The sequence below is a fragment of the Stenotrophomonas sp. yr243 genome (assembly GCF_900184195.1).
GTDB lineage: Bacteria > Pseudomonadota > Gammaproteobacteria > Xanthomonadales > Xanthomonadaceae > Stenotrophomonas > Stenotrophomonas lactitubi.
Map to the genome: position 1 here is coordinate 869,120 of NZ_FXWT01000001.1, position 19,530 is coordinate 888,649.

General features: G+C 65.6%; 19 protein-coding genes. 10 read left to right on the plus strand and 9 right to left on the minus strand.

Features of this window, described 5'->3' with window-relative positions; translation table 11 throughout:
- Position 1: 1 nt before the first annotated feature.
- The gene (locus tag QOL57_RS04160) at positions 2-598 is read left to right on the plus strand and encodes a class I SAM-dependent methyltransferase (protein WP_089239821.1); all 597 of its coding nucleotides are present in this window, start codon (positions 2-4) and stop codon (positions 596-598) included.
- 86 nt (positions 599-684) lie between these two features.
- The gene (gene phaZ / locus QOL57_RS04165) at positions 685-1,992 is read left to right on the plus strand and encodes a polyhydroxyalkanoate depolymerase (RefSeq protein ID WP_089239819.1); all 1,308 of its coding nucleotides are present in this window, start codon (positions 685-687) and stop codon (positions 1,990-1,992) included.
- A 142-nt stretch (positions 1,993-2,134) separates the two neighbouring features.
- Here the strand turns inward: phaZ and QOL57_RS04170 are convergent, their stop codons facing one another.
- Complete coding sequence (locus QOL57_RS04170; protein ID WP_089239817.1) at positions 2,135-3,124, minus strand: sensor domain-containing protein; 990 nt, start codon at positions 3,122-3,124, stop codon at positions 2,135-2,137.
- On the minus strand, positions 3,121-3,486 hold the full coding sequence (locus QOL57_RS04175; protein WP_089239815.1) for a PadR family transcriptional regulator: 366 nt from the start codon (positions 3,484-3,486) through the stop codon (positions 3,121-3,123). The genes QOL57_RS04170 and QOL57_RS04175 overlap by 4 nt, the downstream gene beginning before the upstream one ends.
- 220 nt (positions 3,487-3,706) lie before the next feature.
- Here QOL57_RS04175 and QOL57_RS04180 point away from each other — a divergent pair, with 220 nt between their 5' ends.
- Positions 3,707-4,180, plus strand: coding sequence for a hypothetical protein (locus QOL57_RS04180; RefSeq protein ID WP_089239813.1), 474 nt, complete (start codon positions 3,707-3,709; stop codon positions 4,178-4,180).
- A 136-nt stretch (positions 4,181-4,316) separates the two neighbouring features.
- Here QOL57_RS04180 and QOL57_RS04185 read toward each other — a convergent pair whose 3' ends face one another.
- Entirely contained in the window at positions 4,317-5,756 is a 1,440-nt protein-coding gene (locus QOL57_RS04185; protein WP_141134254.1) for a HEAT repeat domain-containing protein, read from the minus strand.
- A gap of 169 nt (positions 5,757-5,925) precedes the next feature.
- Here QOL57_RS04185 and QOL57_RS04190 point away from each other — a divergent pair, with 169 nt between their 5' ends.
- Entirely contained in the window at positions 5,926-6,828 is a 903-nt protein-coding gene (locus tag QOL57_RS04190) for a peptidylprolyl isomerase (protein ID WP_089239809.1), read from the plus strand.
- Positions 6,829-7,417: 589 nt separating this feature from the next.
- Here QOL57_RS04190 and QOL57_RS04195 read toward each other — a convergent pair.
- Positions 7,418-8,290, minus strand: coding sequence for a DMT family transporter (locus QOL57_RS04195; RefSeq protein WP_089239805.1), 873 nt, complete (start codon positions 8,288-8,290; stop codon positions 7,418-7,420).
- Positions 8,291-8,406: 116 nt separating this feature from the next.
- Between QOL57_RS04195 and QOL57_RS04200 the strand changes: the two genes are divergently transcribed.
- Both QOL57_RS04200 and QOL57_RS04205 read left to right on the plus strand, forming a co-directional pair.
- A complete protein-coding gene (locus QOL57_RS04200; protein ID WP_089239803.1) occupies positions 8,407-9,351 on the plus strand; it encodes a LysR substrate-binding domain-containing protein in 945 nt (314 codons plus the stop codon).
- Between the two features lie 69 nt (positions 9,352-9,420).
- On the plus strand, positions 9,421-9,714 hold the full coding sequence (locus QOL57_RS04205; RefSeq protein WP_025877698.1) for a hypothetical protein: 294 nt from the start codon (positions 9,421-9,423) through the stop codon (positions 9,712-9,714).
- 91 nt (positions 9,715-9,805) lie between these two features.
- Here QOL57_RS04205 and QOL57_RS04210 read toward each other — a convergent pair whose 3' ends face one another.
- Both QOL57_RS04210 and QOL57_RS04215 read right to left on the minus strand, forming a co-directional pair.
- Positions 9,806-10,615 carry a DUF4349 domain-containing protein gene (locus QOL57_RS04210; RefSeq protein ID WP_089239802.1) on the minus strand — a complete coding sequence of 270 codons (810 nt, stop codon included), beginning with the start codon at positions 10,613-10,615 and terminating at the stop codon, positions 9,806-9,808.
- Positions 10,612-10,968 (minus strand): GFA family protein, encoded by a 357-nt coding sequence (locus tag QOL57_RS04215; RefSeq protein ID WP_089239800.1) that lies wholly within the window; start codon positions 10,966-10,968, stop codon positions 10,612-10,614. Before QOL57_RS04215 ends, QOL57_RS04210 begins: the two co-directional genes overlap by 4 nt.
- A gap of 112 nt (positions 10,969-11,080) precedes the next feature.
- Here QOL57_RS04215 and QOL57_RS04220 point away from each other — a divergent pair, with 112 nt between their 5' ends.
- The gene (locus QOL57_RS04220) at positions 11,081-12,889 is read left to right on the plus strand and encodes a DUF885 domain-containing protein (RefSeq protein ID WP_089239799.1); all 1,809 of its coding nucleotides are present in this window, start codon (positions 11,081-11,083) and stop codon (positions 12,887-12,889) included.
- 119 nt (positions 12,890-13,008) lie between these two features.
- On the opposite strand, the gene smrA is transcribed toward QOL57_RS04220, so the two are convergent.
- Complete coding sequence (gene smrA, locus QOL57_RS04225; RefSeq protein ID WP_089239797.1) at positions 13,009-14,841, minus strand: multidrug efflux ABC transporter SmrA; 1,833 nt, start codon at positions 14,839-14,841, stop codon at positions 13,009-13,011.
- 106 nt (positions 14,842-14,947) lie between these two features.
- The gene (locus QOL57_RS04230; RefSeq protein WP_089239795.1) at positions 14,948-16,507 is read right to left on the minus strand and encodes a serine hydrolase; all 1,560 of its coding nucleotides are present in this window, start codon (positions 16,505-16,507) and stop codon (positions 14,948-14,950) included.
- Between the two features lie 110 nt (positions 16,508-16,617).
- Between QOL57_RS04230 and QOL57_RS04235 the strand changes: the two genes are divergently transcribed.
- On the plus strand, positions 16,618-17,061 hold the full coding sequence (locus QOL57_RS04235) for a VOC family protein (protein ID WP_089239793.1): 444 nt from the start codon (positions 16,618-16,620) through the stop codon (positions 17,059-17,061).
- The gene (locus tag QOL57_RS04240) at positions 17,058-17,936 is read left to right on the plus strand and encodes a DUF72 domain-containing protein (RefSeq protein WP_089239791.1); all 879 of its coding nucleotides are present in this window, start codon (positions 17,058-17,060) and stop codon (positions 17,934-17,936) included. Before QOL57_RS04235 ends, QOL57_RS04240 begins: the two co-directional genes overlap by 4 nt.
- Here QOL57_RS04240 and QOL57_RS04245 read toward each other — a convergent pair.
- Complete coding sequence (locus tag QOL57_RS04245; protein WP_089239789.1) at positions 17,857-18,474, minus strand: Pr6Pr family membrane protein; 618 nt, start codon at positions 18,472-18,474, stop codon at positions 17,857-17,859. The genes QOL57_RS04240 and QOL57_RS04245 overlap by 80 nt on opposite strands.
- Before the next feature lie 77 nt (positions 18,475-18,551).
- Here QOL57_RS04245 and QOL57_RS04250 point away from each other — a divergent pair, with 77 nt between their 5' ends.
- Positions 18,552-19,499: a DMT family transporter gene (locus tag QOL57_RS04250; protein ID WP_089239787.1), complete on the plus strand. Its 948-nt coding sequence runs from the start codon at positions 18,552-18,554 to the stop codon at positions 19,497-19,499.
- Positions 19,500-19,530: the final 31 nt, after the last annotated feature.

A 19,530-nucleotide genomic window follows, 5' to 3' on the forward strand; every position in this document is an offset into this window, starting at 1 on the left:
CATGGACAAGACCTACGACGCCGCCTACTTCCAACGCTGGTACCGCCGCGCCGATATCGGCGGCAGTGCACGCCTGGCGCGCAAGGTCGCCCTCGCCGTGGCCACGGCCGAGTACTACCTGGAACGACCGATCCGAAGCGTGCTGGACATCGGCTGCGGCGAAGGCGCCTGGCGCGCGCCGCTGCTGAAACTGCGTCCGAAGGTCGAATACCTCGGTTTCGACAGCAGCGAGTACGCTGTGCGCCGCTACGGCCGGACCCGCAACCTGCACCTGGCCAGCTTCGGCGATTTCGCCTGGCTGCGACCCTGCGCCCCGGTCGATCTGCTGGTCTGTTCGGACGTGATGCACTACGTACCCAACCGCGAACTGCGCGCTGGCCTGGCCGGTGTCGCCGAACTGACCGCCGGCGTGGCCTTCCTGGAAACGTTCGCCGCCGAAGATGAATTCGAGGGCGACCATGACGGCTTCCAGTCGCGTCCGGCCCGCTGGTACCGGCGCGAGCTGACGCGCCAAGGCCTGCAGGCAGTCGGGTCCCACCTCTGGCTGGGACCAGCACTGGCCGGTGAAGCAGCCGCGCTGGAGCAGGCCGCCCGCTGAATAGGGCCAGTGAGTCTGCTTAACGTCCGGGACAGTCGGATGCGCTATGCTGCGCGGCAACATAAGACCATACATATTCGGTCGGCATGCTCTATCAACTGCACGAACTGACCCGCAACCTGCTCGCCCCCTGGGTGCACCAGGCCCAGGCCAACGCCAAGTTCTTCGCCAACCAGGGACACTGGTGGTCGCAGATGCCCGGCGCTGATCGCCTGGCGGCGGTCAATGAGCTGTTCCACCGTATCGGCAAGGATTACGAGAAGCCCGAATGGGGCATCAACGAAATCGAAGTCGAGGGCGAGCGCGTGCCGATCGTGGTGCACGAGGAACTCAGCAAGCCGTTCTGCAAGCTGCTGCGCTTCAAGCGCCACAGCAACGAAGCCGACCAGCTGCACACCATGCTCAACCAACCGTTCGTGCTGGTGGTGGCACCGTTGTCCGGCCACCACGCGACGCTGCTGCGCGATACCGTGCGCACGCTGCTGCGCGACCACCGTGTCTACGTGACCGACTGGGTCGACGCGCGCATGGTGCCCGGCAGCGAAGGCGAGTTCGGGCTGGACGATTACATCGCTTACATCCAGGAGTTCATCCGCCATCTTGGCGTCGAGCGCCTGCACGTGGTCAGTGTCTGCCAGCCGACCGTACCGGTGCTGGCCGCGGTGTCATTGATGGCCAGCCGCGGCGAACCGACGCCGCGCACGCTGGTGATGATGGGTGGCCCGATCGATGCGCGCTGCAGCCCGACCGCGGTCAACAACCTGGCGACGCAGAACCCGCTGTCGTGGTTCGAGAACAACGTCATCCACACCGTGCCGGCCAGCTATCCCGGTGCCGGTCGCCGCGTGTATCCCGGCTTCCTGCAGCACGCCGGCTTCCTGTCGATGAATCCCAGCCGCCACTTCAGTTCGCACTGGGATTTCTACACCGACCTGGTGAAGGGCGACCTGGAGGATGCCGACGCGCATCGCAATTTCTACGACGAGTACAACGCCGTGCTGGACATGCCGGCCAAGTACTACCTGGACACCATTTCCGTGGTGTTCCAGGACTTCCTGCTGCCGCGTGGCGAGTGGGTGGTCAACGGCGAGAAGGTCGATCCGTCGGCGATCCGCGATACCGCGTTGCTGAGCATCGAAGGCGAGCTGGACGATATCGCCGGCCTCGGCCAGACCGAAGCGGCGCAGGCCCTGTGCAGCGGTATTCCGGCAGAACGCCGTGAACACTTCATCGTCGATGGTGCCGGCCACTACGGCATCTTCAGCGGCCGTCGCTGGCGCGAAGTGGTCTACCCGAAGGTGCGTGACTTCTTCGCCGCGCATGCCGAAGCCCCGGCAGCGAAGGCCACGAAGAAGAAGAGCAACGTCACCCCGCTGCGCCGCAAGGCGGGTTAACCCGCCCTGCTTCCGGTAGTGCCGGCCGCTGGCCGGCATGCTCTTGGTAGATGCCAACCTTGGTTGGCGCTCTACCGTGAATCCCGATGCCGGCGGCATCGTGCCAACCAAGGTTGGCACCTACCAGAGCGTGGGCTCCCGCTTACAGCCGCACCAGCAGGTTCTTGGCCAGCATGCCGTGCAGCTTGCCGATGCCGCGTGCCAGGTGCATCGTCAGCAGCAGCAACAACACCCCCACCCCTGCAACCACGATGGCCACCAGCGGCGAGGCCGCCATCGGCAGCACGTTCACGTCGTTGATGTAGATGCCGGGGATGTCACCACTGAAGATCGCCGCCACCGGCGCCCAGATCAAACCCAGCGACAGCGACAGCAGGGTCACCGCGATGGTGAAGTAGATGATGCCCAGCGGCAGCATCAGCACGAAGTACAGCAGGGTCAGCCAGGTGCGGCCATCGGTGAACATGTCGCCGATACGCTGCAGCCAGCTGCGGCTGCGGTCGGTGTACTGCGGCCGGCGCGGCATGCGCTCACCCAGCAGCGCTTCCACCAGCCGCCCTTCCAGCAACGCCAGCCCACGCACCGAGCCGAAGAACAGCACGGTCAACGGGACGCCGATGATCAGGATCAGCAGGCCCAGCGACAACGACAGGCCGGTGACCACCCAGGTGAAGAAGAAGATGCCGGTGGCCAGCGACAACAGCATGTAGAACAGCGCGCCGTAGGTGTGCGGGTCGGTCACCACGCCGAAGAAGCGCGCCAGCAGCGAACGCTGCGCGGGGACTGCCGGCTGCGCCGCCGGTGCAGCACCGCTGGCCTCGGCCGCTGCACGCAGCACCGGGCCCGTGTCGGCCCGCGGCGTACGCAGCGCGCGGTTCACCGTGAGCTCGGTTTCGCGATAGATCTCCGCCACCTCGTCCGGTGCACCGTAGCTGCCGGCGACATCGGCGATGACCTCGGCTTCGCTGCGGCCGGGTTGCGCTGCCAGTTCAGAGCGCAGGTATTCCTCGGCGTCGTACAGGGCGTCCTGCACCATCGCCGGATCGGCACCGTCCAGTGCCGCACGCAACTGCGCCAGGTACTGCGGAATGGTGCTGGGCAGACTGTTGCCTGCCAGGTTCAGGTCGTTCATTGCGGTATCCCCTCCAACACGGAATCGACGGAATCACGGGTGTCACGCCAGGCCTGGCGCCATTGCTCCAGCACCTCCCGGCCACGCGCGTTGATGCGGTAGTAGCGGCGCGGCGGCCCGCTGCTGGATGGCTCCACATGACTCTCCAGCAGGCCGGCGCCTTCAAGGTTGCGCAGCACCGGGTACAGCGCGCTCTGCTTGCCGCTGAGCACGCCCTCGCCCACGCGCTCCAGCTCCTTGGCGATCAGGTAGCCGTACAGCGGCTCACCGGCGCGGGCCAGCACCGCCAGCAGGGCCAACGAGACCGTGCCGGCGCTGAGCTCCTTCTGGAACTTCTTCAGGTGGACATCGTCTTCGGACATGACCGGCCCTCCACTACGTTGAAGTCAACAGTAGTGCGAAGTCCGCTATAGCGAATGTGTCGTTAGTCACTCTGCCGGTTGGCGAGGGCCGGCTGACCACTAGGTCGGCGGACCCATTGGCTTGCTTGCCCCTCTGCGAGCCGCGGCATACCGTCGCCTTCCAATATCGCAGTGGCTGATCCAGCTGCCGCAGGCACGACGATCCCGGGAATATTCACTTATGACTGAACTTCACTATTGCGACTTCTGGTTTTCCGCAAAGAAGTCCGCGCGAAACATAATCAATGAATCCGAAGCCAAGTCGAGACACGAAAACCACGCTCGCTATACCGTTCTCGTTGGCTCCACCACCACTCCATCAGCGATTGTCGATGTGCTATTGGGCAAAGATATGATTGACGTCGACTTTCTGGATGAACATCTAAGGGAGCGTCTGACGTATCAGTTCCAACGGGTGGCATCGGACAAGCTGTTCTTGAGCATGGTGGTGCACAGGGAATTCACTGGAAAGAGCGACAACGTTGCTAAAGGAACTTGCTATATATTCAACGAAGATGGTCGGCTCACCATAATCAAGGAAGCTTTTTCGCCCCATCATCTGGAAGAGTGTTCGACTACGCACGACCCCATAGGCAACTACGAACCTGTTCCTGTCTTCGGCCATTACTCCGGTCTAATTGCAGAAGAAAGATAGATGTGGATGCCAGACCGATTGGATCGGCCAAGATGCGGCGCGCAGGCTGACGCGATTGCCCCGTTGTCTGCCCTCGTCGGCCTCTCTCTTACACCGTAGTTCCGTGCGGCCTTCGTCAAGCAGCAGCGTGCATGATTCAGGCCCCACGTACCGACGCGAGCACCTGCGCGGCGACTGATTCCGGCAGGGTGTGCCTGCCCTCTTCAAGACGGCTGCTCAATGCCTGCCGGCGGGGAGCCCCCAACGGTGAGTAGTGGTGGCTCACCCGAAGCCAGTTCTCCACCAACCGCAGGTGCCAGGCTTGCTCATCGGCGCGCTGCGGCACCGCGTCCAGCAGTAGATCGAGGTGCTGCCAAAGGGGCAACCTGATCAACTGACTCAGCAGGCCTGCCTGTGCCACGGCAGAAGGACCATCGTGGCAGAACGCCATCAGCCGGACCGGATCCAGCTCCGCGGCCCACAGTGCTGTCGCGCGGGCCCGCAGCGTGCTCACGGTCCGCCCTTGCTCCTCCAGTGCGGCTCGCAGCCAGTCCAGGCTGGCACCGTCCTCGGCCCGCAGCCAGCCGCGCAGGCAGTTGCGTCGATGGCGCGCAGATACCTGGGGCAACAGGGTGCGCAATGCAGGCGCATCCCCGGCCTCGGCGTAATCGCCCAGTGCCTCCAACGCCTGGCGCCAACGCCCGCGCGTACGGTACCTGAGCTCGTCGCGCCACAATGTAATTGCAGGGGTAGCCTGACGCTGTTGAAGCAGCCACGCCGCCAACCTGCGCACGCTGCGCGAACGGTCGAACGCGGCAGCTTCGATGTACGCATCGAGTCCAGGTACTTTGCGTTCGACCAGCGCACGCAGTGCCGCGCCACGTACCCTGCTCGAGGGAGCGGACAATGCTAGCGCGCACTGCGCTTCGACCTGTGCCGGCTCGCCGTGTTCCAGAAGGTGGTCAAGCGCCAGGTGCGAGACATGTGAATCACCGTCCAACAGCGCGTGTGCGCGCAGTTCCGCCAGGTCCGGATGGATCTGAAGGGCGATGGCGTAGGCTGCCAGCCGGGTTCGTGCATCTGGATGACCCAGCAGCCCTTCCAGCACGGCCTGAGCGGAGGGCAATGACAGCCAAGCATACAGGCTGCCCTCGAGCCAATCGCGTTGCGCGCGCTGTGTGTCCCGCAAGCGGACGGCAATCGGCCAGGCAGTCAGCACGTCATGCACCGGGCATTGCCCGAGCAGGGACATCACCACTTCCTGCGCTACCACACGCACTTCGGCTACCCAGTCATTGCAGCGGAGCAAGGCACAGGACAAGGTGAGATGGCTGGGCACCGAGGGCATCATCCGCAACGCGGCTTCGCGCGTGTGACCATTACCATCCGAGCCTGCCAGGAACAGCGCCACCGTCTGCACTTCAACCGGCGCATCCGGACAGGCCTGCAGGCGGGCAAGCAGGCCATCATCGTTGGGGGCCCACCAACTGCGTCGCCGCTCATCCAAATTGAACAGCCCTCGCGGCGACAACGTCTGCAACCAGCGCAGACGGTCCACATCTTCATCGACGATCCCCACAAGGATCCGGTCGATCATCGCGCGCAGTGCGGCTTCGGGCGCTTCAAGGTGCGGCATCACTATCCCGTGCTTCCATCGAGAGAATGACCATCGTGCCGCACGTGCATGGATGGGGCCAGCACGCCAGCGTGGCGCAGGCGCGCACTCTCGCGCAGAATCGAGGCCTCGTTCATGTTCCGGGGATCCCATGCCACACCGTCGCCGTCTTGCCCTGACCAACCTCGCCCTGGCCTGCCTGCTGCCCGCACTCGCCAGCGCGGCCACGCCCTACCGCAGCCCGCAGCAGATCCTCGATGCTTCGGCGGCCAGCGACTGGCGCACGCCGGACCCGGCCAACCTGCTGTACATGGACCTGCCGGCCGGGCGGGTGATCATCGAGCTGGCGCCGCAGTTCGCCCCGCGCCATGTCGGCAACATCCAGACCTTTGCCCACGAGCACTTCTGGGACGGCACCAGCATCTACCGCTCGCAGGACAACTTCGTGGTGCAGTTCGGCGATGCCGACGCCGATGACGCGGCCAAGGCCAAGCCGTTCGGCAGCGCCGCGCGCAAGCTGCCGGCCGAATTCGAGCGCGCCAACACCGGTTTGAAAGTGAGCGTGCTGCCGGATCGCGATGGCTGGGCAGCGCAGACCGGCTTCGTCGACGGCTTCCCGGTCGGCCAGGACCCGCAGGCCGGAAAGGCCTGGCTGGCGCACTGCTACGGCATGCTGGGTGCGGGCCGCAGCAACGAGGAAGACAGCAGCATCGGTGCAGAACTCTATGTGGTGACTGGCCAATCGCCGCGCCAGCTGGACCGCAACATCACCTTGGTCGGCCGCGTGCTGAAGGGCATGGAACTGCTCAGCGCGATCCCGCGTGGACCGGCACCGATGGGCTTCTATGCCGACCCGAAGCTGCGCACGCCGATCGTGTCGATCCGTCGCGTCAGTGATGTGCCTGCGAGCGAGCGCACACCTATCCAGGTGCTGCGCACCGATTCAAAGACCTTCGCCGACACGGTGGAGGCGCGTCGCAACCGCGTGGATGACTTCTACAAGCGCCCGGCGGGACATATCGACCTGTGCAATATTCCGGTGCCGGTGAAGTAAGGCCGTCGCGGGTTCTGCGCGTGGCGCGTGCTGAAGGTGCTTCACTGTTCATGGGCGTTACTTTTCTTTGTACGCAAAGAAAAGTAACCAAAAGAAACGTTCCGCCGGCCGCGAGCCGCCGTGCTTCGCACGTCGGTCCCCTGCGCTTCTCGGCGAATCAGGGGACGGTGCCGAACTCGCTGCGCTCAGACATCGGCACCTCTTCGCCCCTGATTCCCCTGCGATGCTCGGCTCGCTCAAGGCGGACTGAAAGGTCAAGATCAACAGCAAATGCATCCACGCATGGCGTGGATCTACTGGGTGCAGCTGTGGCCTTTGATCTGGGTCCGCCTTGAGCGAGCCGAGCACCGCAGGTCCGGCGAGGGCGAAGAGGCGCGGGTGTCTGAGCGCAGCGAGTTCCCGCACCGTCCCTCGGCGGACCGAGAAGCGCAGGGCACCGACGTGCGAAGCACGGCGGCTCGCGGTGTGGCGGCGTGTTTCTTTGGTTACTTTCTTTGCACGAGCAAAGAAAGTGACACCTCCCCGCAGCCGCGGAAAAGGGCTCGCCGGGCATGGCCCGGCGCTACCGATGCGTGGGCGCCAATGAGCCTCAGCCCTTCTGGCTGACTGCCACGCTACCCAGAATCAACGCACCGGCAATCAACATCTGCACCGTCACCGCTTCGCCCAGGAACAACCAGGCGAACGCAGCACCGAACAACGGAACCAGGTAGGTCACCGTTGACGCACGCGACGGGCCGATGCGGCCGATCAGGCGATAGAACATCAGGAAGGCGAATCCGGTACAGACCACGCCCAGCGCGATCGCCGCACCCCATGCCTTGCCCGGAATCGGGCCCTGCGGCAGATGCGTGAGCGCCATCGGCAACAACCACAATGAGGCGCACGACAACGTGGCAGCGGCGGCTGCAGCCGAGGGCAGACCGGTCATGTGCCGCTTCACCAGGTTCACGCCCAGGCCGTACAGCAGCGAGGCTGCCGCACCGGCCAGCACTGCCGTGCCGATGCTCAACCCCGAGATCTTGGCCGTGGCCAGCACCACCACGCCGGCAAAACCGACCAGCAGCGCGCCGGCGCGGCGCACACCGATCTTTTCGCCGAAGAACAGGAACGCAATCAACGCGGCGAACAACACCGTCATCGCATTGCAGATCGCACCGATGGCGGCCGGTGCACGCTCTGCGGCGTACGCGAACAGCACGAACGGCAACGCCGAATTGACCAGACCGATCGGTGCCAGCCACAGCCAGCGGCGCGGTGGGAACTGCGCGCGGGCGCGCCACAGGAACGGCAGCAGCACCAGCGCGCCCAGCACCAGCCGCACCTCGACCAGGGCGAACGGACCAAACGAGGGCACCGCCACCCGCATGAACAGGAACGAGCAGCCCCAGATCGCGCCGAGCAGGGTCAGTTCCAGCGGTGTGCGCCAATCACGCTCGGTCGCCTGGGGTATCGCATTCATCTTCTGTGTCCGTCCGTCAACGTGGCGCTGGTCTGGCCACACAGGATCGGCCGCAGACGCCCGCTGCACAAGCGCGTAGTATCGCTGCCAGCCACAAATATGGCTTGAGGCTGGACATGCTGCTACGCCCTTCCCTGCTCCCTGCGCTGGCCGTTTTCGCGGTCGCCGCGCGCCATCAGAATTTCGCCCAGGCGGCGCAGGAACTGCATCTGACCGCCAGCGCGGTCAGCCACCATGTCCGCCGTCTGGAAGAGGTGCTGGCCACACGCCTGTTCCTGCGCCATGCGCGCGGGGTGCGCCTGACGGCCGAAGGCCGGCAGTTGGCCGATGCCGCCAGCGCCGCGTTCACCGATGTCGCCGCCGTCGCCCACCATCTGCAGCCGGACGCGGACAGCGTGCCGCTGCGGATCGCTACGCTGCGCTCATTGTCGTACTGCTGGCTGCTGCCGCGGCTGCCGCGTTTCACCCAGGCCCATCCACACATCCGCATCGAGCTGCACACAGGTAGTGGCCTGGACCGCTACGACGAAAATGGCCCGGAGGTGGGCATCCGTTATGGACTGGGCCAGTGGCCCGGACTGCACGCGCAGCACCTGATGGACGACAACCTCTTTCCCGTCGCGTCCCCGGCGCTGCCCGGTGTCGAAGCCCTGGAAGATCCGGCACGCATTGCTGAGTTGCCGCTGCTCAGTGATCTGTCACCACAGGGTTGGCGCGACTGGTTCCGCCATGCAGGCGTGCGCCCGCCGTCGCCGCTGCCGGCGATGCACACCTTTGCCGACAGTACCGACGCGATGCGTGCGGCGGTGTACGGCATGGGCGCGGTGCTGGCACGCACCCACGTCGCCCAGCCTTATCTGCAGCGCTATGAGCTGGTGCGCCTGCCAGGCCCTGCACTGAAGGCACGCTACGCGTACTACGTGGTACATGCCGAAGGGCGACCACCCAGCCCCGCCGCGCGGCTGTTCATCGACTGGTTGCTGGTCCAGGCGCAGGACGAACGCACGCCGGTTCCCGCGTTGCCTGACAGCCTGCTGGGGCGCCCGAGCACACCCGGCTGACTGCGCCCTCACCCGATCTTTGCCCGGCGCTGGCTAGGCTGCAGGCGAACCCCACAACGTGCTTCCGCCATGGCCCTGCTGCGACTGCGAATTACCGGAACCGAAGACGATGCCCGCGCGATCAGCGACCTGCTGCTCGGCCTGGAAGGCATCGAACACGTCGAAGAGACCGACGACCTGATGCCGCACATGGACGACGATGATTCCAGTTCGGCCGGCCTGTCCGACGACATCGGCCCGGGTACCCACGAACTGGAAGTGGAAGTAGGCAACGAGAGCACCGCGCAGAAGGTGCGCGATGCGGTGCAGGAACTGGCGCTGGAACTGGATGTGTTCGTCGAATACGAAACCGACGAAGGCTGAGCGTCCGCCGGGCATGGCCCGGCGCTACCCGATGCTCGAGGCACCTCGGTAGCGCCGGTCCACGACCGGCGAGCGCATCGCTCGGTGTCGATCAGGCTTTGCGGCGGCGACGACGGATCAGCGCACGGACGATCCAGGCAATCACCAGCGCCACCACGCCCACCGGCAGCAAAGCGGCCGCGGCACGGATCAGGAATGCCACGCTGGTGCTGAGGATGCTGCCCGACTCGCTCAGCGCTTCGCCGATCTCGCTGCGGCTGCGCTGGCCCGAGGTGGTGTCGAAATGCATCGTCACCAGCTGGGTATCGATGCGCCTGCGCTGCTGGGCCGAATCCCTGTTGGCCTGCTCGACACCCGCTTCGATCTCCGAAAGCCGCGTGGTGATCGCCATCAGGTCTTCGATCTTCAGATCCTTGCGGTCCTGGTAGGACAGCAACCGCGCATGCTCCTTCTCCAGCCGAGCCTTGGTCAGCGCGGTGTCGGCCACCTGCTGGGCCAGGTCCTCGGCACGCGTGTTGCGCGCCTGCAGCGTGCCGCCTTCGCCGGCCAGGCCGATCAGCGATTCCACACCCTTCGGCGCGATGCGTACCTTGACTTCGCCACTGGGCTGTTCGCCACTGCGCTGATCCACCTGCAGCACCGCGCACTCACCGAACTTCGCGTTCTGGCACGCCTGTGCGACCTGCTGGATACGCGGCGCGATCTGCGCCGCTTCCAGCTGCACCTGCACATCGTGCTCGTAGGCCAGGAAAGCGCCTTCCGGCGAAGCGACAGCGGCAGCGGCATCGGCAGCGACTGCACCGGCCTCCTGCGCTCGCTCACCGTTCTTGGCACAGGCCGCCAACGCCAGCAGCAATGCCGGCGCCATCACCACGCGCGTCCACACGCGGCGCGCCGTCATCGCGAAGCTCCGTCGAACGAGGTGATCGACAATCCACCGAGCTCGACCTGCGGCAGGCAGCGCACGTTGATCGCCACCATCGGCAGGCCACTGCGCGGATCCACCGCCTCGCTGTACGGCGCGGTGCCGCACGCGCGGCAGTGATGGTGATCGATGTTGTGGGTGTTGAACTGGTAGGTCGCCACGTCGGCAATGTCGGTGCCCAGCTGGAACGCCTCGCGCGGGGCGAACCAGAGCAGGCTGCCGCGGCGGCGGCACATCGAGCAGTTGCAGTCGATGACGTCCTTGATGGGGGCATCAGCCTGCACGGTGAATGCGATTCTGCCGCAATGGCAGCTTCCCTGGTATTCCATGTCCTGCGCTCCGCTGGAGGGTCCTTGTGTGCGCCCATGGTAATCCTATGGCACGGGGACAAAGCAGCCCCGGGGGCCTATGCTCGACGATTGACCCCGTACAGGAATGCCGATGCGCCCGCATCTTCTTGCCCTCGCCCTCGTCGCCGCCCTCGCCGGTTGCCAGCCGGCCGATGCCCCGACCAATGGTTCCACCCCGGCCGCCAGCCAGCAGGCAGGTGATGCGGCGGTCGATGCCGCCTTCGCCGACCTGTCCAAGCGTGCACTGGACACATGGATGCAGCTGTCCCCGGTCAGCGCCACCCAGATCGGCGACCACCGCTATGACAGCGAGATCGACGACCTGAGCGCGGCCGGCCAGCAGAAGACCGTGGACGCCTACAAGGGCCTGCTGGGCGAACTGGACAAGATCGAGGTGGCCAAGCTGGGCCGCGAGAACCAGGTGGATGCCGCGATCCTGCGCAACCAGCTGCAGTCGGAAATCTGGAATGCCGAGGTGATGCAGTCCGGCAAGTGGGACCCGCAGTTGTACAACGGCATTGCCGGCAGCGCGATCTACGGCCTGATGGCGCGCGAGTTCGCGCCGCTGCCGGAGCGCCTGAAGTCGGCCACCGCGCGCATGGAAAAGCTGCCGGCGATCTTCGCCCAGGCCCGCGAGAACCTGGATCCGGCACGCGTGCCGAAGATCCATGCCGAGACCGTGGCCAAGCAGAACAAAGGCATCCTCAGCATCGTCGATACCTTCATCACCCCGCACATCGGCGAGTTGCCGCAAGCTGATCAGCAGCGCCTGCAGGCCGCCATCGATGGCCTGAAGAAGGCCGTGGACGAGCAGCAGACCTGGCTGGACAAGACCCTGGTGCCGAACGCCAAGGGCGACTTCCGCATCGGTGCGGAAAAGTACGACCAGAAGCTGAAGTTCGCGCTGAATTCCTCGCTGTCGCGGCAGGAGATCGGTGAGCGTGCACGCGCCGAACTGAAGCGCGTGCGCGAGGACATGTACGGCATCGCGCAGACCGTGCTGAAGGACAAGCCGGGCGCACCGGAAATGCCGGCGCAGCCGAACGACGAACAGCAGCAGAAGGCGATCGAGGCCGCGCTGGAGCTGGCCTACGCTGACAAGCCGGCGCGCGACAAGGTGGTCGACGATGCCAAGGCCGCACTGGAGCAGTCCACCGCGTTCGTGCGCGAGCACGATCTGATGACCCTGCCCGACGCGCCGGTGGACATCATCCTGATGCCGGAATTCCAGCGCGGCGTGGCCGTAGCCTACTGCGATTCACCGGGCCCGCTGGACAAGAACCTGAAGACGTTCTACGCCGTCTCGCCGATTCCGGACGACTGGAACGACAAGCAGGTTGACTCGTTCCTGCGTGAGTACAACTCGCGCATGATCCACCTGCTGAGCATCCACGAAGGCACCCCGGGCCACTACCTGGAAGGCTGGCATTCGGCCAAGTTCCCCTCGACCCTGCGCGCGGTGCTGCGTTCGGGCCTGTTCGCCGAGGGTTGGGCGGTCTACACCGAGCGGATGATGCAGGAGCAGGGTTATCTCAACAACGATCCGCTGTTCCACCTGGTGCAGCTGAAGTTCTACCTGCGCACGATCTCCAACGCGATCCTCGACCAGGGCGTGCACGTGGACAACTGGGATCGCGAGAAGGCGATGCACCTGATGACCCACGACGCCTTCCAGCAGGAAAGCGAAGCCTCGGGCAAGTGGGTGCGCGCGCAGCTGACCTCGGCACAGCTGCCGACCTACTTCGTCGGTGCACAGGAACACTTCGACACCCGCAAGGCGATGCAGGACAAGCTGGGTGACAAGTTCAACCTGAAGGCCTACCACGACCAGATGCTGTCCTACGGCGCACCGCCGGTGCGATTCGCGCGCCAGCTGATGCTGGACCAGCCGATCGAGTGATCGGTCGGGTGTGAGTTGAACGCAAACGGCCCGGGGAAACCCGGGCCGTTTTCATCTGTGTTGTACGGCATCCACGCGTGGCGTGGATCTACTGCTGCTCAGCCACCGTCCAGGGTCCGTTATTGCTCGGCGGCGACAAACCCACCGGTCTGCCGCGCCCACAAGCGCGCGTACAGACCACCGGCCTCGATCAGCTCGGCATGGGTACCGGTCTCGACGATGCGGCCCTGGTCCATCACCACCAGCCGGTCCATGCGCGCGATGGTCGACAGACGATGGGCGATCGCGATCACCGTCTTGCCACCCATCAGTTCGTCCAGGTTGTCCTGGATCGCCGCTTCCACTTCCGAGTCCAGCGCCGAGGTGGCCTCGTCCAGCACCAGGATCGGCGCATCCTTCAGCAGCACACGGGCAATGGCGATGCGCTGGCGTTGGCCACCGGACAACTTCACGCCGCGCTCGCCGACGTGCGCGTCGTAGCCACGACGCCCTTCGCCGTCGACCAGCGTATCGATGAAGGCCTCCGCGCGCGCCTTGGCCACGGCCGCGCGCAGCTGCTCGTCGCTGGCATCCGGGCGGCCGTACAGCAGGTTGTCGCGGATCGAACGGTGCAGCAGAGAGGTGTCCTGGGTAACCACACCGATCTGCTGCCGCAGGCTTTCCTGGGTGACGTAAGCGATGTCCTGGTCATCGATCAGGATGCGCCCGCTTTCCAGGTCGTACAGCCGCAGCAGCACGTTCACCAGCGTCGACTTGCCGGCACCGGACGGGCCGACCAGACCAATCTTCTCACCCGGCTTCACCAGCAGCTCAAGGCCAGCGATCACGCCACCCTTCTTGCCGTAATGGAAATGAACATCCTGGAAGTGCACGCCGCCACGGGTCACCCGCAGCGGTACAGCATCCTCGCGGTCCTGCACGGTCAGCGGCTGGGCGATGGTGGTGATGCCATCCTGCACGGTGCCGATGTCTTCGAAGATGCCGTTGATGGTCCACATGATCCAGCCGGACATGTTGTGGATGCGGATCACCAGGCCGGTCGCCAGGGTAATCGCGCCAACGGTGATGTGTCCGCCGTTCCACAACCACAACGCCAAGCCGCAGGTACCGGCGATGAGGAACCCGTTGACGATGGCGATGGTCAGGTCCATGCCGGTGGTGATCCGGGTCTGCGCGCGGTGCTTGACCGCCAGTTCCTGGATCGAATCGGCCACGTAGGCCTGCTCGCGGCCGCCATGGGCGAACAGCTTCAGCGTGGGAATGTTGGTGTAGCCGTCGACGATGCGCCCCATCGCCTTGGAGCGCGCCTCTGACGCGATCCAGGCGCGTTCCTTCGCGCGCGGCACGAAGTAGATCATGATCACCACGTAGGCCAGCAGCCACAGGATCAGCGGCACCATCAACCGCCAGTCGGCCTGCGCGAACAGGTACAGCGCGGTGCCGGTGTAGACCACGATGTACCACAGCGAATCGACCATCTGCACCGCCGACTCGCGCAGCGAGGTACCGGTCTGCATCACCCGGTTGGCCATGCTGCCGGCGAAGTCGTTCTGGAAGAAACTCAGGCTCTGCCGCACCACGTAGTTGTGCATCAGCCAGCGCGACCGGTTGCTCAGGCCCGGCACGATGGCCTGGTTGACCAGCAGATTGTGCAGGCCGACCAGGATCGGGCGCGCGATGACGGTGATGAACAGCATCCAGCCCAGCGTGTTGGCGTGGCGCTGGAAGAAACCCGCGCCCGGCTGTTCGGCAACCATGTCGACGATGCGGCCGAGGAAATCGAACATCGCCACTTCCACCAGCGCCAGCAGCAGACCGGCGATCAGGGTGGCCAGCAGCACCGGCCACACCGGTCGCAGGTAGTGCAGGTAGAACGGCACCACCGTGCGCGGCGGCATGCGCCCGTCAATGGGCGGAAACACCGGAATCAGGGATTCAAACCAACGGAACATCGCATTCCCTCGCCATCGATAGCCGGCGGAGTATCCCACGCCGCGTGTGTACGCTGGCCGACGATCGCCACCGGTTCCGGGTAGCGCCGGGCCATGCCCGGCGGCGTTATTTCACCGGGGTGAACAGCAGATCCTGGAAATCGAAGCTGAAATCGGTCAGGTCGGAGATCGGCTGCATGCGCACCTCGCGCACTTTTCCATCCGGGTCCAGGCTGAAATTCACGAACGCATCGGCATTGAGCGAGCGATCATCCCAGCGCACGATGAAAGTGTCGTGCTGCCAGTGTTCCAGGCGGCCGCTCAGCTGTGCCGTCTTTGCGAAGCGCAGCCGCAGGTCCTTGCCTTCCGCGCGGATGACCATGTCGCCATACCAGCGGTCGCGGTAGGTGGCCGCATACCCGGCCAGCGGCAACGACGGCCTGCTGCCCTTGTCACGCTCCGCCTGGTGCTTGGCCCACGCTTCGTCGGCCTTGTCCTGGCCCTTGGCCACGCCCTTGGCATAGGCATCCACCCAGTCGTGCTTTTCACCGCCCAGATAGGCATCAAGCACGCTCAGCGTGATCGCATTGAATGCCGCACCCACTTCCTGGTTGGTCAGCACCACCACGCCAAGCTTCTCGCCCGGCACCAGCGTCAGCCGCGAAACCATGCCGGGCCAGCCACCGGTGTGCCAGACCAGCTTCTGCCCGCGATAGTCGCTCAGGCTCCAGCCCTCGCCATAGCCGGCGAAGTTGGCCCGCGCCGGCGCCAGCTCCGGCACGCTCGGCGCCGGAATCGTCTGCGGCGTGATCATCTGCCACATCTGCTGCTGGCTCTTGGCAGTGAACAGCGGCGTGCCATCGGCCAGCTTGCCTTCGGCCAGCTGCACCTGCATCCAGCGCGCCATGTCGTGGGCACTGGAATAGATGCCACCGGCACCGGCGTTGTTCGACCAGGTCAACGGCGCAACGGTACGCAGATCCTTGAAATCGTACTTGGCGTGGCCGACCGCAGCGCTGTCGCCGGCCCTGAGGTGATCGGCGTTGTAACGCGTGCCGGCCATGCCGACCTTGTCGAAGATGCGCGTCTGCAGGAACTGCTGGTAGCTCATGCCCGAGACGTGCTCGATCACCTGCTGGGCGACCGCATACAGGATGTTGTCGTAGGCATAGCGCTCGCGGAAACCACCTTTCAGCGGCACCTGGCCAAGGCGCTGCACGACTTCGGCATTGCTGTAGGACGTGGTCGGCCAGAACAGCAGGTCGCCCGCGCCCAGGCTCAGGCCACTGCGGTGCGAAAGCAGGTCGCGGACCGTCATCTGCCCGGTCACGAACGGATCGGACATGCGGAACGATGGCAGGTGGTCAATCACTTTGTCGTCCATCTTCAGCTTGCCGTCCTCGGCCAGCAGATTCAGCGAGGTGGCAGTGAAGGCCTTGGTGTTGGAGGCGATGGCGAACAGGGTGTCGGCCTCGACCGGCGCCGGCTTGCCCAGTTCGCGCACGCCCCAGCCGCGTTCCAGCACCACCTGCCCGTCCTTGACGACGGCCACGGCGATACCGGGTACGTCGAACTGCGCGCGCACGCGCTCGACGGTCGCATCCAGGTCCTGCAGCTGCTGCGGCGTCGCCGCATTGGCCATGGTCGTGCACGCAAGCAGCACGGCTCCTCCGATCCAGTTGTTCATCCAGCACCATCTCCGAACAGGGGTAGCGGCCATGTGCAGGCCGTCACCGGGGTTTCGCGCGATGGTAACGGTCCCGGGTGCAGCCTGCCCTGTGCCATAGGAGGGGTGTCATGGGTGCGAACGGCCAGAGCAGCAACGGCTCCACCATCATTCCGTGCCTGCGCTATCGCGATGCGCTGGCCGCCATCGACTGGCTGCAGCGCGCGTTCGGTTTTCACGCGCAGGCCGTGTATGCCGACGGCGATACCGTGCACCACGCACAGCTGGTGTTCGGCCAGGGCATGATCATGCTCGGATCTGCCAGCAACAGCGGCGAATGGGCCAAGCTGGCGGTGATGCCCGATGAAGTCGGTGGCCGGCAGACCCAGAGCGCCTGCGTGATCGTCACCGATGTCGACGCCCACTATGCACGGGCCAAGGCCGCCGGTGCGCGCATCGTCATCGACATTGCCGACCAGGCCTACGGTGGGCGTGGCTATGCCTGCGCTGATCCGGAAGGCTACCTGTGGTGGTTCGGCAGTTACGATCCGTGGCGGGCGGAACACACGCAATGACGGCACGATCAGCGTCTGCGGCGCCGGTCCGCTGCGGTATCGGCGGCTGGCTGTACCCGCAATGGCGTGGTGGCGCCTTCTATCCACAAGGGTTGATCCAGCGCGAAGAGCTGGCCTACGCCAGTCGCGCGTTGCGCTGCATCGAAATCAACGGCACCTTCTACCGCACCCCGACAACGACCCAGTGTGCGCAGTGGGCAGCGCAGACGCCGCAGGGTTTCCGCTTCTCGATGAAAGCGCCGCGCCATCTTGTGCAGCGGCGTGATCTATCGTCCACGGTCGAGGCAGCTGGCTCGTTCCTGCAGGCAGCCATCGCTCTCGGCGACAGGCTCGGCCCGTTGCTCTGGCAGTTCGACCCGCAGCACCCGGCCGATGCGGAGGCGCTGGACACCTTCATGGCACAGCTGCCAAAGCGGCTGGATGGAACGGTGTTGCAGCATGCGCTGGAGGTGCGCAACGCCAGCGTCCATGGAAGCGAACTGGTCGAAGCGGCGCGCCGGCATGGCGTGGCTCTGGTGATCGAAGACAGCGACGAGTCACCGTTGCGCGGTGACATCACCGCCGGCTTCGTCTATGCACGGATCAAACGCAGCCAGGCCAGGCTGACCGAAGGTCTTCCCCTGCCGATGCAGCAGCGCTGGGCCGGGCGCGCGCGGTGCTGGGCCCGAGGCGAGATAGTGGACGACCTGCCCTGCCTGGCCCCACCGGCCGCTGCCGCGCCGCGCGAGGTCTACCTGCTGTGCATCGGCGCCGGCAAGGTGCGCAACCCGGCGGCGGCGATGGCGCTGCAACGGCTCATCGACGGCGCCAGCGATCCACGGCCCACAGCAGTGTCCAGCCCAGCACGAACACCCCGCCGACGCGCAGCACGCTGAGGCCGAATGCACGCGAACCGATACGCTGCACTTCCAGGAACGGATACGGGGCGCTGCCCAGCCACGAGGCCGTGAGCATCGCCCAGCCCAGGTAGGCCAGCGGCACCAGCAGGACCGCGCCCAACGCACGCCAGCGCAGGCCACCATGAGGCAGCAGCCCCGCCCAACCGGCCAGATACAGCAGCGGCACCACGTAGTGCAGACCGACATCGGCCCACCATTGCAGGCCAGTTGGCTGCCACAGCCCCTGCAGCGCCAGCAGATAGATCAGGCCGGTGACGCCGATGCACAGTGCCAGGGTGGCGGCCACCGTCGGTCGCAGGGCGCGGCCGCGGCAGAGCCATACGCAGCCCAGGCACACGGCCAGATTGCTGAGGATGGTGAAGTAGCTGAGGAAGCGCAGGCTCGCCACGCCGGGTCCCAGGCTGGCGCCGATGCCGCGCATCAGCAGGGCGAACTGCAGCAGCAGCGATGCTGCCGCGACCAGCGCGGTCAACAGCGCCCAGCCGCGTAGCAGAAGAAAACGGGCAGCAGGCATGCACGGCTCCCTCGTGGCAACGCCGCGAGCATGCCACAGGCATCGCCCGCCGATGCGCCTTGCCTCACAATAGGGCGATGAGCACACTCGACACCCGCAAAGCGCTGTGGCAGATCCACTTCTGTGTCCTGCTGTGGGGCGTCACCGCCATCCTCGGCAAGTTGATCACCCTGCCCGCGCTGCCGCTGGTGTGGTGGCGGATGCTGCTGGTGGTGGCGATGCTGGCACTGCTGCCGCGGGTCTGGCGCGGGCTGCGTACGTTGCCGCTGCGGCTGGTCGCCGGCTATGCCGGCATCGGCGCGCTGGTCGCGCTGCATTGGCTCACGTTCTATGGCGCGGTGAAGCTGGCCAATGCCTCGGTTGCTGCGACCTGCATCGCCCTGGCACCGGTGTTCACTTCGATCATCGAACCATGGGTGGCCAAACGCCCGTTCCAGATGCGCGAGCTGGCCTTCGGCCTGGCCGTGCTGCCCGGTGTGGCGCTGGTGGTGGGCGGCGTGCCCGACGGCATGCGCATGGGCGTGCTGATCGGCGCGCTCTCGGCCCTGCTGGTGGCGTTGTTCGGCTCGCTCAACAAGCGCATGGTCAGCCACGCCGATCCGCTGACGGTAACGGCGCTGGAGCTGGGCGCCGGCACCATCACCCTGACCCTGCTGGCACCGCTGATGCCGTACCTGCTGCCGGCGCTGGCCAGCCCGTTGTGGATCGTTCCCGATCTGCACGACGGTATCCTGCTGCTGGTGCTGGCCGGTGTCTGCACGCTGCTGCCGTTCGCCCTGGCCCTGGTCGCGCTGCGCCACCTCAGCGCCTACACCGTGCAGCTGGTCACCAACCTGGAACCGGTCTACGCCGTGTTGCTGGCTGTGGTGCTGCTGCGCGAGCAGCATGAAGTCACCCCGTGGTTCTACCTGGGCGTGGCGATCATCGTCGGTGCCGTGTTCCTGCATCCGCTGCTCAACCGCCGCAAGCGCGTGCAGCATCCTGAGATCCTCGGCACATCCGAAGCGCGCAACATCGCCGATTGAGTGCGTCCGCGCATTGCGCGGATCTTCCCGG